At 73.4% G+C, this 14,155-nt stretch carries 12 protein-coding genes; 7 read left to right on the top strand and 5 right to left on the bottom strand.

Annotated elements, in window-relative coordinates:
• Positions 1-8: 8 nt before the first annotated feature.
• Complete coding sequence (locus BLQ62_RS07830) at positions 9-1,145, top strand: glycerate kinase (RefSeq protein ID WP_068566129.1); 1,137 nt, start codon at positions 9-11, stop codon at positions 1,143-1,145.
• Positions 1,146-1,160: 15 nt separating this feature from the next.
• On the opposite strand, the gene BLQ62_RS07825 is transcribed toward BLQ62_RS07830, so the two are convergent.
• The 3 genes from BLQ62_RS07825 to BLQ62_RS07815 form a co-directional block, all read right to left on the bottom strand.
• Positions 1,161-2,339 (bottom strand): oxygenase MpaB family protein, encoded by a 1,179-nt coding sequence (locus BLQ62_RS07825; RefSeq protein WP_068566132.1) that lies wholly within the window; start codon positions 2,337-2,339, stop codon positions 1,161-1,163.
• Between the two features lie 65 nt (positions 2,340-2,404).
• Positions 2,405-3,067, bottom strand: a complete 663-nt coding sequence (locus BLQ62_RS07820) for a TetR/AcrR family transcriptional regulator (RefSeq protein ID WP_068566135.1) — start codon at positions 3,065-3,067, stop codon at positions 2,405-2,407.
• Between the two features lie 42 nt (positions 3,068-3,109).
• The gene (locus BLQ62_RS07815) at positions 3,110-3,469 is read right to left on the bottom strand and encodes a nuclear transport factor 2 family protein (protein WP_068536860.1); all 360 of its coding nucleotides are present in this window, start codon (positions 3,467-3,469) and stop codon (positions 3,110-3,112) included.
• Positions 3,470-3,539: 70 nt separating this feature from the next.
• On the opposite strand from BLQ62_RS07815, the gene BLQ62_RS07810 reads away from it, so the two are divergent.
• A complete protein-coding gene (locus BLQ62_RS07810; protein WP_082756532.1) occupies positions 3,540-4,499 on the top strand; it encodes a LysR family transcriptional regulator in 960 nt (319 codons plus the stop codon).
• Here the strand turns inward: BLQ62_RS07810 and BLQ62_RS07805 are convergent.
• Complete coding sequence (locus BLQ62_RS07805) at positions 4,412-5,656, bottom strand: MFS transporter (RefSeq protein WP_068566138.1); 1,245 nt, start codon at positions 5,654-5,656, stop codon at positions 4,412-4,414. The genes BLQ62_RS07810 and BLQ62_RS07805 overlap by 88 nt on opposite strands.
• Positions 5,657-5,745: 89 nt before the next feature.
• On the opposite strand from BLQ62_RS07805, the gene BLQ62_RS07800 reads away from it, so the two are divergent.
• The 5 genes from BLQ62_RS07800 (at position 5,746) to BLQ62_RS07780 (ending at position 13,652) form a co-directional block, all read left to right on the top strand.
• A complete protein-coding gene (locus BLQ62_RS07800; RefSeq protein WP_068536867.1) occupies positions 5,746-6,396 on the top strand; it encodes a GntR family transcriptional regulator in 651 nt (216 codons plus the stop codon).
• Between the two features lie 94 nt (positions 6,397-6,490).
• Positions 6,491-8,533 carry an ATP-dependent DNA helicase gene (locus BLQ62_RS07795; RefSeq protein WP_068566144.1) on the top strand — a complete coding sequence of 681 codons (2,043 nt, stop codon included), beginning with the start codon at positions 6,491-6,493 and terminating at the stop codon, positions 8,531-8,533.
• Positions 8,534-8,653: 120 nt separating this feature from the next.
• Positions 8,654-10,654, top strand: a complete 2,001-nt coding sequence (locus BLQ62_RS07790; protein ID WP_068536872.1) for an alpha-1,4-glucan--maltose-1-phosphate maltosyltransferase — start codon at positions 8,654-8,656, stop codon at positions 10,652-10,654.
• Between the two features lie 47 nt (positions 10,655-10,701).
• Positions 10,702-12,912, top strand: coding sequence for a 1,4-alpha-glucan branching protein GlgB (glgB, locus tag BLQ62_RS07785; protein ID WP_068566147.1), 2,211 nt, complete (start codon positions 10,702-10,704; stop codon positions 12,910-12,912).
• Positions 12,912-13,652 carry an MBL fold metallo-hydrolase gene (locus tag BLQ62_RS07780; protein ID WP_068566150.1) on the top strand — a complete coding sequence of 247 codons (741 nt, stop codon included), beginning with the start codon at positions 12,912-12,914 and terminating at the stop codon, positions 13,650-13,652. The genes glgB and BLQ62_RS07780 overlap by 1 nt, the downstream gene beginning before the upstream one ends.
• On the opposite strand, the gene BLQ62_RS07775 is transcribed toward BLQ62_RS07780, so the two are convergent.
• The gene (locus BLQ62_RS07775) at positions 13,639-14,115 is read right to left on the bottom strand and encodes a lipoprotein LpqH (RefSeq protein ID WP_068566154.1); all 477 of its coding nucleotides are present in this window, start codon (positions 14,113-14,115) and stop codon (positions 13,639-13,641) included. The two genes, BLQ62_RS07780 and BLQ62_RS07775, sit on opposite strands and share 14 nt — an antisense overlap.
• Between the last annotated feature and the right edge of the window lie 40 nt (positions 14,116-14,155).

The raw sequence follows: 14,155 nt of genomic DNA, 5'->3' as shown, positions 1-14,155 counted from the left end.
GAGGAGATGTGACCGCCCGGACCACCACGGTGCTGCTCGCGCCCGACAAGTTCAAGGGCTCGCTGTCGGCGGCGGGCGTCGCCGATGCGCTCGCCCGCGGCATCGCCGACGCCGCCCCGGACTGGGTGTGCGTGCGCGCTCCCATCGCGGACGGGGGCGACGGCACCGTCGACGCCGCCGTGGCCGCGGGCTGGGACCGCGTGCCGGTGGAGACCACCGGCCCCACCGGGGCGCCGGTCTCCACCTCGTACGCCCGGGGCGGCCCGACCGCCGTCGTCGAGCTCGCCTCGGCGGTCGGCCTCGAACTGCTGCCCGACGGTGCGCCGGACCCGCTGTGCGCCACCACCTACGGCCTCGGGACCGTCATCCGGCACGCGCTGACCAGCGGTGCGCGCTCGATCGTGATCGGGGTGGGCGGGAGCGCCTCGACCGACGGGGGCGCCGGCATGCTGCAGGCGCTCGGGGTCGCGATCACCGATCGCACGGGGGCGCCCGTCGGGCCGGGCGGGCGCGCGCTGCGGCACGCGGCGCACGTGGACCTGTCCGGACTGCTGCCCGCGGCCCGCGAGGCGCGGTTCACGCTCGCCTGCGACGTCGACAACCCCCTGCTCGGCCCGCTCGGCGCGGCCGCGGTCTACGGCCCGCAGAAAGGCGCGTCCGCCGCGGACGTGGCCCTGCTCGACGATGCCCTGCGCGTCTGGGCGGACGCGGTGACCGCGGCCACCGGGACTGATGTGTGCGAGCGGCCCGGCGCCGGCGCCGCGGGCGGGACCGGTTTCGGCGCGATGGCGGTGCTCGGCGCGGTGTCCCGGCCGGGCGTCGAGATCGTGCTCGAACTCGCCGATTTCGCCGGGCGGGTGCGCGCCGCGGATCTGGTGATCACGGGCGAGGGCTCGCTCGACGCGCAGTCGCTGCACGGCAAGGCGCCCGTCGGTGTCGCGGCCGCCGCCGGTGCGGCGGGCGTGCCCGTCCTCGCGGTCGCGGGGCGGAGCACTCTCTCCCCCGAGCAGGTCCGCGAAGCGGGTTTCCTTCGCGCGCTGGCGCTCTCCGACCTCGAACCCGACCCGGCGCGGTCGATGGCGAACGCCGCGGACCTGCTGCGCGAGCTCGGGCGCACGATCGCGCGGGACACCCCTACCGGCTGAGCCGGCCGGCCCTGATCAGTCCTGCCGGTTGCGCCGCAGCCACGTCGCGATCTGCCGCTCACCACGGGCCGTCACCCAGCCCCGCGCAACGGGCGAGAGGCGCGCCGCCACCTGGAGGGGCAGGTGACCGGCCCAGGCGACCGGCACGGCCCAGGGCAGTTCCGGCGGCAGCCCCAGGTCGCGCAGGCCCCGCGAGCCGGCGAAGACGCCCTCCAGGCTGCCCAGGTAGTGCTGGTGGAAACGCCGGCGCAGCCCCCGCGCCACCGGGTACTGGTGCCTCCCCCAATTGCCGTACAGCGCGCGGCCGAGGACGGCGGAATCGGCGTCGGGGCCGGGCGTGTACTGACCGATCTGCACCATCCGGCGGCGCCCCTCCCCCTCGGTGGCGGGCAGCACGTGCTCGTCGATCCCGAGCAGCCAGCCCACGTAGCGCCACAGCGCCATCACATCGCGCCCCTCCGCGGCGGTGATCGGCATCCCCAGCACCCGCAGTCCGACCAGGAAGGTCGTGGAGAACAGGCCGAGTGTCCCGAGCTGATCGGACTGGTTGATCGGCATGCCCCACTCGGCGGTGTCCCAGTCCGCGCGGCGCAGCAGGGTCGTGTTCGCGAGGCCGTGGATCACCCGCACCCGCACCGCCGAGCGCCACGCGAGCTCCCCTGGCTCGATCGCTCCGCCGATGATCTCCGACCACCACTGCGTCGTCTCGTGGATCCGGGCGTCCACGCCGTCGACGAGGCGGCCGGTCGCGACGAGCTGTCGCGTCGTGGCCGACGTGGTGTAGCCGGTCATGAGGGAGGCGGTCGCGAGGACGTCCAGGCCCAGCGATCCCGAGCGCCGGCACACCGCGGCGCCCCGCGCGCACGCCGCGAAGTCGACCCAGTCCGGGGTGGCGCCCGGTCCGACGGCGTCGAGCAGTTCCCGCAGTACCGGGTTCGCGGTGTCCCCCGATGCGAGCGCCGCGTCCAATTCCCGCAGGGTGAACGCGCGATCGTCGATCATCGCCCGCCCGAGACGGTTGCCCAGCTCATCGCCGCGGCTCACCGCCTCCCGGGCCCACGTGATCTCCTCGGGCGTGAAGGGCCGGCGGTCCTTCTGCAGGATCCGGAGCACACGAACGCTGCCCGCGGCCCACTCGGGGTCGCGATCGAAGCGTTCGGGCGTGTCGACGGTGCGCGGGGCTGCCAGGGTCATGCCGTGAGCGTAACCCAATCTGGCTACAGCGTGTAGCCACAATTCGCGAGCGAGGTGCCCCTCCCCTAGTCGGAGCCCGTCCGAAGTCGCCGGAGAACCGCCGAGAGTTCGCGATTGCCGAGGATGCTCGCCACCATGATCTCCTCGACCACCGCCGGTGAGGCGTCGATCCGCCCGGCGCTCGCGGCGATCGACAGGTGCATCCCCCCGACCGCGATCAGTCGCGCGGAGAGCAGCGCGTCCTCCGGCGCCGGAGGATCGTCGAGGATCTCCTGCGCCTGGGCCGCCATCGCCGCGGCGAGCCGATCCGTGAGCGCCTCGCGCCGATCGCGGAGCCCGGGGTGGACGTCGGCACTCGTGAGCAGGGCGGCCCACCGGGGATCGGCGGCGATGGCCGTGAGGGATCCGCGCACGCCCGCCCGCACCTTGCGTTCCACCGCATCGGTGGCGTCCACCGGCACGGCGGTGATCGCCGCGGCCACGTCCGCCATCAGCGTCTGCGCCATCGCGTCGAAGGCCTCGGCGAGCACGTCGTCGGGCGACGCGAAGGCCTCGCGGAAGTATCTGGCGTGCAGGCCCGATTCCGCACAGAGCGAGCGGGCACTCGCCGCCGCCACCCCGTCCCGGGCGACCACGGTGAGAGCGGCGTCGAGGAACCGGCCCCGGCGCTCCGCTCGTCGCGCGTCGGCACTGACCCCGCTGTAGCGGCGCCCCTCGGTCTCGGTCATCGCGCCAGCATAACGGCCGGTGCGCGCCGCGCCGCGGACGGTTCAGGCGGAGGCTGCGAGGATCTCGCGCGGATCGAAGGTCACGTTCACCGCCGTGATCCGGCCGCCCTCGACCTGGGTCCAGTTGGCGACCGCGGTCGCCGGGGCGCCGCCCATCGCGAGGTCGAACCAGGTGATGACGTTGCGCTCGTCGGCGACGCGGGCGCGCACCGCGAGCGCTTCGGTGCCCGCGGCCATGCCCGCGAGCCCCTGGAGGAATTCGTCGGGACCGTGGGCGACGCCGAAGACGCCGGTGAAGGTGCAGTCGGGCGCCAGGTACGGGCGCAGGGGCGCGAAATCCTTGTTCTCCCAGCAGGCGAAGTAGATCTCGGCGATGCGGCGGGGGCTGATGTTCTCGGTCATGACTCCACTGTCCGCCGCGGCGATCCATACGTCTAACAGCTGCATCCGATGTCACCTATCATCGTCAGTGATGGAACTGCACCAGCTGCGCTACTTCGTCGCGGTCGCCGATCGCGGCTCCTTCACCGCGGCGGCCGACGAACTGCACGTCGCCCAGTCGGGCGTCTCCACCCAGGTGGCCAAGCTCGAACGCGAACTGGGGCACCGGCTCTTCGATCGTGGCGGGCGGACCGTCGAGGTCACGCCCGAAGGCGCCCAGCTCCTACCGCCCGCCCGCGCTGCGCTCGCCGCCGTCGAGTCCGTCCGCACCGCCGCCGACGAGCTGGCCGGCGTCGTCCGCGGTCACGTGCGGCTCGGGACCGTGATCGGCTGCACCCTCCCCGGCTACCTCGCCGGCTTCGCCGCCTTCCGCGCGGCGCACCCCGAGGTCACCGTCGATGTGGCGGAGGGGAACTCGGACGAGCTGATCGGGGGTCTGCTCGTCGGCGCGCTCGACGTCGCCCTCGTCGCGCACGCCCGGCCGCTGCCGCAGGCACTGGCCGGACGCCGGCTCCTCCGCGAGCCGCTCGCGGCCGTGGTCCCGGACGGCCACGACTGGGCCGGACGGGCGTCGGTCTCCTGCGCCGACCTCGCCGGTACGACGGTGCTGTGCCTACCGCCCGGCACCGGCGTGCGCACCGCGCTCGCGATCACCTGCGCCGCCGAGCGCACCGCCCTCGAGCCGCGCGTGCAGGCGCACTCCCCCGACGCCCTCCTGGCGCTCGCGGCGCACGGCGCGGGCGTCGCGGTGCTCACCGCGTCGATGGCCGCGGGCCGGGCCGGGCTGACGACGGTGCCCCTCGCGCGCTCGGCTCGGACGGAGCTCTCCCTCGCCACGCGGGCGGCACCGTCCGCCGCGGCGAGCGCGATGACCCGCACGCTGCTGACGCACCTGACGGACGATCAGGTCCGGTCGGGCCGCCAGCGGGCCAGCGCCGCGCCCAGCGCCACCACGGTGAGCGCCGCGACGCCCAGCCCCAACGCCGGGTAGGTCCAGGCCGAGACGACCACGCCGGAGGCGAGCCCGCCGCCGGCGCCGGAGAGCGCGATCAGCACGTCGACCTTGCCCTGCACCCGCGCGCGCTCGCCCAGGTCCGTCCCGTCGACCACGAGGGCGGTACCCGCGACCAGGCCGATGTTCCAGCCGATCCCGAGCAGGACCAGGGCGACGATGTTGGCCGCGAGACTGTCGCCCGGGCCGAGCGCCGCGAGCAGGCCTGCGGCGGCGAGCACCGCGCCGGAGGCCGCCACCATCGGGATCCGCCCGAGCCGGTCCACCAGCAGCCCCGTGATCGGCGAGGGCAGGTACATACCGGCGACGTGCAGGCCGATCACCATGCCCACGGCGCCGAGCCCGTGGTGGTGCGCCTGCATGTGCACGGGCGTCATCGTCATCACCGCGGTCATCCCGATCTGGGTCACCACCATGACCGCGGCCCCCAGGTGGGCGGCCGGGCGCACGCCGGTCCCGGTCGCCACGGGCGCGGCGGCGCCACCCTCGCTCCGGCCGAGCTCACGGGCCAGCAGCAGCGGGTCCGGCCGCAGCAGCAGGAAGAGCACCGCGCCCGCGGCGGCGTAGGCGACGGCGGCGAGCAGGAACGGACCCGACAGGGACGGCAGTCCCAGGGCGCGGGCCAGACCGCCCAGCGGCTCCACCAGGTTCGGGCCGGCCACGGCCCCGATCGTGGTCGAGACGAGCGCGAGGCTGATCGCCGTCGCGCGACGCGACGGCGCCGCGAGATCGGTGCCCGCGTAGCGCGCCTGCAGGTTGGTGGCGGTGCCGGCGCCGTAGACGAGGAAGGACGCGAACAGCAGCGGCACGCTCCCGATCGCCGCCGCGAGGACGACGCCCGTCGCGCCCGCCGCGCCGGCGGCGAAGCCCGCGGCGAGGCCGACGCGGCGCCCTGCGCGCTGGCTGATCCGCCCCACGAGGTACGCCGCGAACGCCGAGCCGAAGGTGAACATCGCGACCGGCAGGCCGGTGAGCGAGGCCGAGCCGAGCATGTCCTGTGCCAGCAGGGCGCCCACCGTGATCCCGGCGGCGAGGCCCGCGCCGCCGAGCACCTGCCCCGCCATGACCACCGCAAGCGTGCGGCGTTGCACCCGCTCGCGTTCCACCTCGGCGTCGATCGCCACGTCCGTGTCCATGCACCCGCCCTCCAACTTGTATCCCAGTTGTATCCCACCGCGGCGAGTACTGTCCAGGGGTCCGTGGACCCAGCCAGCGAAGGAGCGTCATGCCCGCAGCCGACGGCGTCCCGACCGCGGCCGAACGCGCGCACGCCCACATCCGCGATGCGATCGTCGGCGGCGGCCTGGAGCCCGGGACCATGCTCAGCGAGAACGCCCTGGCCGCCGAGCTGTCGATGAGCCGGACCCCCGTGCGCGCGGCGCTGGCCCGGCTGCAGGAGGAGGGCTGGGTCCGCATCTATCCCCAGCGCGGCGCGCAGGTCCTCGGCCTCTCCGCCCAGGAGATCCGCGAGTCCGCGCAGCTGCGGCTCGCCCTGGAATCGGCGGGCGTCTTCCACTCCGACGAGGCCGCCCGCCGCGACCTCGACGCGCGCATGCAACCCAACCTCGCCGAGCAGGAACGAGCCCTGCACGCGGGCGACTTCCCCGCCTTCGCCGAGGCCGCCATGGCGTTCCACAGCGCCTTCGTCGACCTCGCCGGCAACGCCCTGATGACGGCGACCTACGGACGACTGCGCGACCGGCAGCGGTTCTCGCTCACGCACCACGCCGGCCGCATCATCGGCGATGCGGACGCGGTGATCGCCGACCACCGCGCGGTGCTCGCTGCGGCCGTCGCCGGCGACGCCGTGGAGTTCACCCGCCTCCTCGACGCCCACCAGCGCGACAGTTACGGCACCGGCGGCCCGCACCTCTGAGGCGCGCGGGACACCTCGCACGCCCGGCTCCCGGGCAGCGCGCCGGGACCGGCGGTGCACCGTCGTCGCACCCGACGCCCGGTAAGCTCTCCGGGTGACCGAACCGCCGATCGTGCCGAAACTGCTGGATACCGCGGTCACCGCGCTCGGCGGAAGCAAGCGCGACGGGCAGGTGCGGATGGCCGCGGCCGTCGCCCATTCCCTCGACACCGGCGAGCACCTCGCCGTGCAGGCCGGCACCGGCACCGGCAAGTCCCTGGCGTACCTCGTGCCCGCGATCCGGCACGCCGTCACCTCCGGCAAGACGGTGGTCGTCAGCACCGCGACCATCGCGTTGCAGCAGCAGCTCGTCGACCGCGACCTGCCACGACTGGCGAAGGCGCTGAAGAAGGACTTGGGCCGCGAGCCCGAGTTCGCCATTCTCAAGGGACGCGGCAACTACCTGTGCCTGAACAAGCTGCACAGCTCCGTGGCCTCCGAGCCGGACAGCGAGGAGCTCTTCGACCCGTTCGCCGCATCCCGGCTGGGCCGGGAGATGAAACGCCTGCGCGAGTGGAGCAGCGACACCGAGACCGGCGACCGCGACGAGCTCACCCCCGCCGTGGGCGACCAGTCCTGGCGGCTGGTCAGCGTGGGCGCCCGCGAGTGCCTCGGCGCGACGAACTGCACCTACGGCCAGGACTGCTTCGCCGAGGCCGCCCGCAAGCGCACCGGGCAGGTGGACGTGGTGGTCACCAACCACGCCCTGCTCGCGATCGACGCGATGACCGAGGTCAAGGTGCTCCCCGACCACGACGCGGTCATCGTCGACGAGGCGCACGAGCTGGTGGACCGGGTCACCTCCGTCGCCACCGCCGAACTCACGGGCGCCACCGTCGCCGCGGCGGCCCGCCGCGCGGGCAAGCTGGTCGAGGAGGAGATCGCCGACGCGCTCGTCGCGGCCTCGGAGTCCCTGACCGGACTGTTGGAGGACTGCGGCGCACGGCGCTGGCTGGGCCTGCCCGACGGTGCCGGGCCCGCCCTCGCCGCCGTCCGCGACGCCGCCTGGGCCACGCGCACCGCGGTGGGCCCCGCGCGCGGCGCCAACCTCGACTCCGATGCGGCGGCCGCGCGCAGCGCCGCCCTCACCGCCCTCGATGACGTGCACGACACCGCCGTCCGCGTGCTCACCGCGTTCGACGAGCCCGACGAGTCCAAGCGGCGCGACGTGGTGTGGACCTCCGACGTTCCCAACCGCGGCGGCGGCTTCCGCCGGACGCTGTACGTCGCGCCGCTGTCCGTGGGCGGACTGCTGCGCACCCGCCTGTTCGGGGAGTCGACGGTGGTCCTCACCTCCGCGACGCTCGCGGTCGGCGGCGCCTTCGACACCGTCGCCGGCTCGTGGGGCCTGCCGCGCTCCGACGGCGCACCGTCGCCGGAGCCCGGCCGGGACCCCGCGCTGGCGACCGGCACGAAGCCCGACGCGAAGCTGGAGTGGAGCCACATCGACGTCGGCTCGCCCTTCGACTACGCCCGCTCCGGCATCCTCTACGTCGCGACGAAGCTGCCCCCGCCCGGCCGGGACGGCACCAACCCCGTCGTGCTCGACGAGATCGAGACCCTGATCAAGGCCGCGGGCGGCCGGACACTGGGACTGTTCAGCTCCACCCGGGCGGCGAAGGCCGCCGCCGAGGCGCTGCGCGAGCGGATCGACACGCCCATCCTGTGCCAGGGCGAGGGGAACACCGGCCAGCTGGTGCGCGATTTCGCCGCCGACCCCGCCACCTCGCTGTTCGGCACGTTGAGCCTGTGGCAGGGCGTCGACGTGCCCGGCCCGTCGCTCTCGCTCGTCCTCATCGACCGGATCCCGTTTCCCCGCCCCGACGATCCACTGCTCACCGCCCGCCAGCGCGCGGTCGAATCGCGCGGCGGCAACGGCTTCATGGCCGTCGCGGCGACGCACGCGGCGCTGCTGCTGGCGCAGGGCGTCGGGCGGCTGCTGCGCTCGACCGACGACAAGGGCGTCGTCGCCGTGCTGGACTCGCGGCTGGCCACGGCCCGGTACGGCGGCTTCCTGCGGGCCACGCTCCCGCCCTTCTGGGAGACCGCGAACCGCGACACCGCGGTGGCCGCACTGCAGCGACTCGCGCAGTCCTGAGCGCCCCGTCCGGAACCGTCCGGGCACGATCACAGAAGCCCGCAGGCGGGTGCCGCGACGGCGCCGCACGGGGCCGGAGTACCCGCCCGCGATCCCGCCGCGTCGACTACCGTTGATCCGGTGACAGGGCGCATCGGCATCGACGACATCGAACCCGTGGTGTCGGGCGGGCAATACCCCGGAAAGGCGGTCGTCGGCGAGGTCGTGCCGGTGTCCGCGACGGTCTGGCGCGAGGGCCACGACGCCGTCGCCGCCTCGGTCGTCGTGACCGGACCGGACGGCACCTCGACGTACATCCGCATGTCGCCCGCGGCGGAACCGGACCGCTTCCACGCGCTGTTCCGGCCGGATCTGACGGGCTACTGGTCGCTGCGGATCGAGGGCTGGTCGGACCCCGCCACCACCTGGCGCAGCGCCGTGCAGAAGAAGCTCGCCGCCGGGCAGGGGGCCGGCGAACTCGCCAACGACCTGGAACTGGGGGCGCGCCTGCTCGAGCGCGCCGCCCCCGGCGTGCCCGACGGTGACCGGGGCCCGGTGCTCGCCGCGGCCGCCGCCCTCCGCGACGCCGACCGCAGCCTCCTCGAACGGACCGGCGCCGCACTGCATCCCGACATCACCCGGCTGCTGCAGCAGTACCCCGTGCGCGAGCTCATCACGAAGTCGCGCACCTACCGGGTGTGGGTCGATCGCACGCGGGCCCTGTTCGGCTCCTGGTACGAGCTCTTCCCCCGGTCCACCGGCGGCTGGGACGCCGAGGGCCGGCCGGTGCACGGCACCTTCCACACCGCGGCCGAGGACCTGCCCCGCGTCGCCGAGATGGGCTTCGACGTGGTCTACCTGCCGCCGATCCACCCCGTCGGGACCGTGAACCGCAAGGGCCGCAACAACACCCTCACCCCGGGCCCGGACGATGTCGGCTCGCCGTGGGCGATCGGTTCGGCGGCGGGCGGGCACGACGCCGTCGATCCCGCGCTCGGCACGCTCGAGGACTTCGACCACTTCACGCAGCGCGCCCGGGATCTGGGCATGGAGGTGGCGCTGGACCTCGCCTTCCAGGCCGCGCCCGATCACCCCTGGGCCGGTGAGCATCCCGAGTGGTTCACGGTCCTGCCGGACGGGACGATCGCCTACGCCGAGAACCCGCCGAAGAAGTACCAGGACATCTACCCGATCAACTTCGACGACGACCGCACGGGCATCTACCGGGAGCTGCTGCGCGTGACCCTGTTCTGGGTGCAGCGCGGCATCGAGATCTTCCGGGTGGACAACCCGCACACCAAGCCACCGGACTTCTGGTACTGGCTCATCGCCGAGGTGAAGAAGGTCGACCCGAACGTCCTGTTCCTCGCCGAGGCCTTCACCCGCCCGGCGCGGATGTACGGTCTCGCCAAAGCCGGCTTCACGCAGAGCTACACGTACTTCACGTGGCGCACCGCCAAGTGGGAGCTCGAGGAGTTCGCCCGCGAGCACGCGGCGCAGGCCGACGTGTGCCGGCCCAACCTGTGGGTGAACACGCCCGACATCCTGCACGAGAGCCTGCAGCACGGCGGCCCCGGCATGTTCGCCATCCGGGCCGCGCTCGCGGCCACCCTCTCCCCCAGCTGGGGCATGTACTCGGGCTACGAGCTCTACGAGCACGTCCCCGTGCGCGAGGGCAGCGAGGAGTACCTCGATTCGGAGAAGTACGAGCTGCGCCCGCGCGACTACAAGGCGGCGCAGAGCCGGGGCGAGTCGCTGGAACCGTGGATCACCCGCCTCAACGAGATCCGGCGCCGGCACCCCGCCCTGCAGCAGCTGCGCAACCTGCACTTCCACGCCGCCGACAACGACGCCCTCATCGCCTACAGCAAACACGACGCCACCACCGGCGACATCGTGCTGGTGGTGGTGAACCTCAACCCGTTCGGCACCGAATCCGGCACGGTGTGGCTGGATCTGCCCGCGCTCGGCCGGGACTGGCACGAGCGCTTCGACGTTCGCGACGAGGTCTCCGGCGAGGTGTACCACTGGGGGCAGGCGAACTTCGTCCGGCTGGAGCCCTGGCGCAACGTCGCCCACATCCTGGTGCTCCCGCAGCTCGACCCCCGGCAGCGCCGGGAGTTGTCCTACCGGGAGCCCTAGCAGCGCCCTTCGAGGCCCTGCAGAACCGCTGAGGAAGGCAAGACGCGATGACCGAGAACCCCGCTGCGGCAGCGGCTGTCGACCCCGACACCGCCGCGCGACTGCTGGCCGGCACCTACCACGATCCGCACGCGATCCTGGGGGCGCACCCGACGGTGCGGGGCACCGTGCTGCGCGCGCTCAAGCCGGGTGCCACCGCCGTCACCGCCGTGATCGGGGGTGAGCACTACCCGCTCGCACAGTTGCAGGGCGCGCTGTGGGGCACGGAGGTTCCGATCACCGACCTCGCCGACTACCGCTACGAGGTGCTCTACCCGGCCGGCAGCGTCGTCGTCGCCGACGGCTACCGCTTCCTGCCGACGATCGGCGAGCTCGATCAGCACCTGATCTCCGAGGGCCGGCACGAACGGCTGTGGGACGTCCTCGGCGCGCACCTGCGCAGCTACACCACGCCCGACGGCGAGGTCACGGGCACGTCCTTCGCGGTCTGGGCGCCGAACGCCCACGGCGTCACCGTGATCGGCGACTTCGAGTACTGGGCCGGCGAGTCCTACCCGATGCGCACCCTCGGCTCCTCGGGCGTGTGGGAGGTCTTCGTGCCCGGCGTCCCCGACGGCGCCGCCTACAAGTACCGGATCTTCACCGCCGCCGGCGGCACCGTCGAGAAGGCCGACCCGATGGCGCGGCGCACCGAGGTGCCCCCGGCCACCGCGTCGATCGTCACCCACAGCACCCACCAGTGGCGCGACGCCGCCTGGATCGCCGAGCGCGCCAAGCAGGTCCCCACTGATCGCCCGATGAGCACCTACGAGGTGCACCTGGGCTCGTGGCGGCAGGGCCTGAGCTACCTCGACCTGGCGCACGAGCTGGCCGACTACGTCACCGAGACCGGCTTCACGCACATCGAACTGCTGCCGGTGGCGGAGCACCCCTTCGGCGGATCCTGGGGCTACCAGGTCACCTCGTACTACGCGCCCACCTCCCGCTTCGGCACCCCGGACGAGTTCCGCGAGTTCGTCGACGTGATGCACGCCCGCGGGATCGGCGTGATCATGGACTGGGTGCCGGCGCACTTCCCCAAGGACGCCTGGGCGCTGGCCCGCTTCGACGGTGAGCCGCTCTACGAGCACGGCGACCCGCAGCGCGGCGAGCAACTCGACTGGGGCACCTACGTCTTCGACTTCGGCCGCCGCGAGGTGCGCAACTTCCTCGTGGCCAACGCCCTGTACTGGTTCGACGAGTTCCACGTCGACGGCCTCCGGGTGGACGCGGTGGCCTCGATGCTCTACCTCGACTACTCGCGCCCGGAGGGCGGCTGGACGCCCAACGTGTACGGCGGCCGGGAGAACCTCGAGGCGGTGGAGTTCCTGCAGGAGATGAACGCCACCGTGCACAAGCACTTCCCGGGCGTGGTCACCGTGGCCGAGGAGTCCACCAGTTGGCCGGGCGTGACCCGGCCGACCAATCTCGGCGGCCTCGGCTTCACCATGAAGTGGAACATGGGCTGGATGCACGACACCCTCGGCTACCTGGGACGCGATCAGGTGCACCGCACCTTCCACCACCACGAGATCACCTTCTCGCTGATGTACGCGTGGAGCGAGAACTTCGTGCTCCCGATCAGCCACGACGAGGTGGTGCACGGCAAGGGCACGCTCTGGACCCGGATGCCGGGCGACGCGCGCACCAAGGCGTCGGGCGTGCGCGCCCTGCTGGCCTACATGTGGGGCCACCCCGGCAAGCAGCTGCTGTTCATGGGCCAGGAGTTCGGGCAGGTCCGGGAGTGGTCCGAGGAGCGCAGCCTGGACTGGGACAGCCTCGACGGCTGGGAGGGCGAGCTGCACGCCGGGATCCAGGCACTGACGCGGGATCTCAACGCCGCCTACCGCTCCCACCCCGCGCTGTGGAGCCAGGACACCACCCCGTCGGGCTACGAATGGGTGGACGCCAACGACTCGCAGAACAACGTGCTCAGCTTCCTGCGCTGGGGCAGCGACGGTTCCGTGGTGCTGTGCCTGTACAACTTCTCCGGGCAGACGCACGAGCGGTACCGGGTGGGCGTGCCCTTCGCCGGTTCCTGGCGCGAGATCCTCAACACCGACTCCACGGCCTACGAGGGTTCCGGTGCCGGGAACATGGGCGGGGTCACCGCGGACGCACGCGCGTGGCACGGCCGCGAGGCCTCCGCCGAGGTGGTCCTGGGGCCGAACTCGGCCGTGTGGCTGACCTTCGACGGTGAGGCCGGAGCGTCCCGGTGATGCGCGAGCTCGCACCCGGCGTCTGGTTCGGCGCCGGCACGCACGTGAACTTCCTCGCCCTGGTCGACGGGCACGACGTCACCCTCATCGACGCCGGCTGGGCCGGGGACGTGGATCGCGTGGAGGCGGCGCTGGCGTCGATCGGGCGCCGCCCGCAGGACGTGCGAGCCATCGTGGTCACGCACGCGCACATCGACCACGTGGGCGGTGTCGCGAAGCTGCACGAGCGGTACGGCACACCGGTGCTCGCGCATCCGGACGAGATCGCGCACGCCCGCGGCGAGGCGCACGAGCAGGCCGCGCCGCTGGATCTGCTGCCGATCGCCTGGCGCCCGCGCACACTGCGCTGGATGGCCGACGTCGCGCGCGTGGGAGTGCTCGGGCACGTGGAGATGCCGTACGCGCAGCCCTTCGTCGTGCCGGCCGACGGTGCGCCGCTGGACCTGCCGGGCGCCCCGGTCCCCGTCCCGTGCGCCGGTCACACCTCCGGGCACACCGCGTTCCTGCTGCCCGGCGGCGTGATCGCGACCGGTGACGCGCTCGTGACCGGCCACCCGCTCTCGGGAACGACGGGTCCGCAACTGCTGCCCGGCTTCTTCAGCCACGACGTGCCGCGCACCGTCGCGACCTTGGATGCGATCGCCGCGCTGGACGCCGACCAGCTGGCCCCCGGCCACGGCGAACCGTGGAGCGGGGACCCGGCCGAGGCGGTCGCGCGGGCGCGCGCTACGAGCAGGTGACGACGATCTCGAAGGGCTTCTTGACCAAACCCGCCATCGGGTTGGTGATGTCGCCGCCCTGCGCGGTGCCGGTGATCGTGTAGGTCTTGCCGTCGACCTTGACGGTGGCCTCGCCGACGCCCGGGCCGACCGCGAGGGCCTTGCCGTCGACGGTGAGCCCCACGGTCTGCACGGTGGGCGGGTCCCCGGCCTTGAGGGTGGCTCCCACGCCGCCCGACGCGCCGCCGGAACCGATCATGATGGTGTCGCCCTGCTGCGTGCAGCCGACGTTGTCCACGTCCTTCCCGGTGAGGTCCTTGCCGTCGACCTTGACGACGGTCTGCGCACCGGTGTTCGCCGTCGCGGTGTCCTGAGCGGCGGTGGTGGTGGCCGTGTCCGAGCCCTTGTCGGAACCCCCACCGCACGCGGTGAGTCCGATCGAGGTGAACACCACCGCCGCGGCGATGACGAGGGAGCGATTCATAGCGGGCCTCCTTAGGCACGGAACCGGATTCGGGCGGTTC

Origin of the sequence: Tsukamurella pulmonis, assembly GCF_900103175.1 — a bacterium.
GTDB classification, from domain to species: Bacteria; Actinomycetota; Actinomycetes; order Mycobacteriales; family Mycobacteriaceae; genus Tsukamurella; species Tsukamurella pulmonis.
The sequence above is the reverse complement of the archived record's forward strand: the minus strand, read 5'-3'. Positions and strand labels throughout refer to the sequence as shown.

Bases quoted from the DNA above. Each gene is read 5' to 3' on its own strand.
- BLQ62_RS07815 (WP_068536860.1), bottom strand. From the start codon at position 3,469: ATGACCGAGAACATCAGCCCCCGCCGCATCGCCGAGATCTACTTCGCC.
- glgB (WP_068566147.1), top strand. From the start codon at position 10,702: ATGACCGAGAACCCCGCTGCGGCAGCGGCTGTCGACCCCGACACCGCC.
- BLQ62_RS07775 (WP_068566154.1), bottom strand. From the start codon at position 14,115: ATGAATCGCTCCCTCGTCATCGCCGCGGCGGTGGTGTTCACCTCGATC.
- BLQ62_RS07810 (WP_082756532.1), top strand. From the start codon at position 3,540: ATGGAACTGCACCAGCTGCGCTACTTCGTCGCGGTCGCCGATCGCGGC.
- BLQ62_RS07780 (WP_068566150.1), top strand. From the start codon at position 12,912: ATGCGCGAGCTCGCACCCGGCGTCTGGTTCGGCGCCGGCACGCACGTG.
- BLQ62_RS07820 (WP_068566135.1), bottom strand. From the start codon at position 3,067: ATGACCGAGACCGAGGGGCGCCGCTACAGCGGGGTCAGTGCCGACGCG.
- BLQ62_RS07825 (WP_068566132.1), bottom strand. From the start codon at position 2,339: ATGACCCTGGCAGCCCCGCGCACCGTCGACACGCCCGAACGCTTCGAT.
- BLQ62_RS07805 (WP_068566138.1), bottom strand. From the start codon at position 5,656: ATGGACACGGACGTGGCGATCGACGCCGAGGTGGAACGCGAGCGGGTG.
- BLQ62_RS07800 (WP_068536867.1), top strand. From the start codon at position 5,746: ATGCCCGCAGCCGACGGCGTCCCGACCGCGGCCGAACGCGCGCACGCC.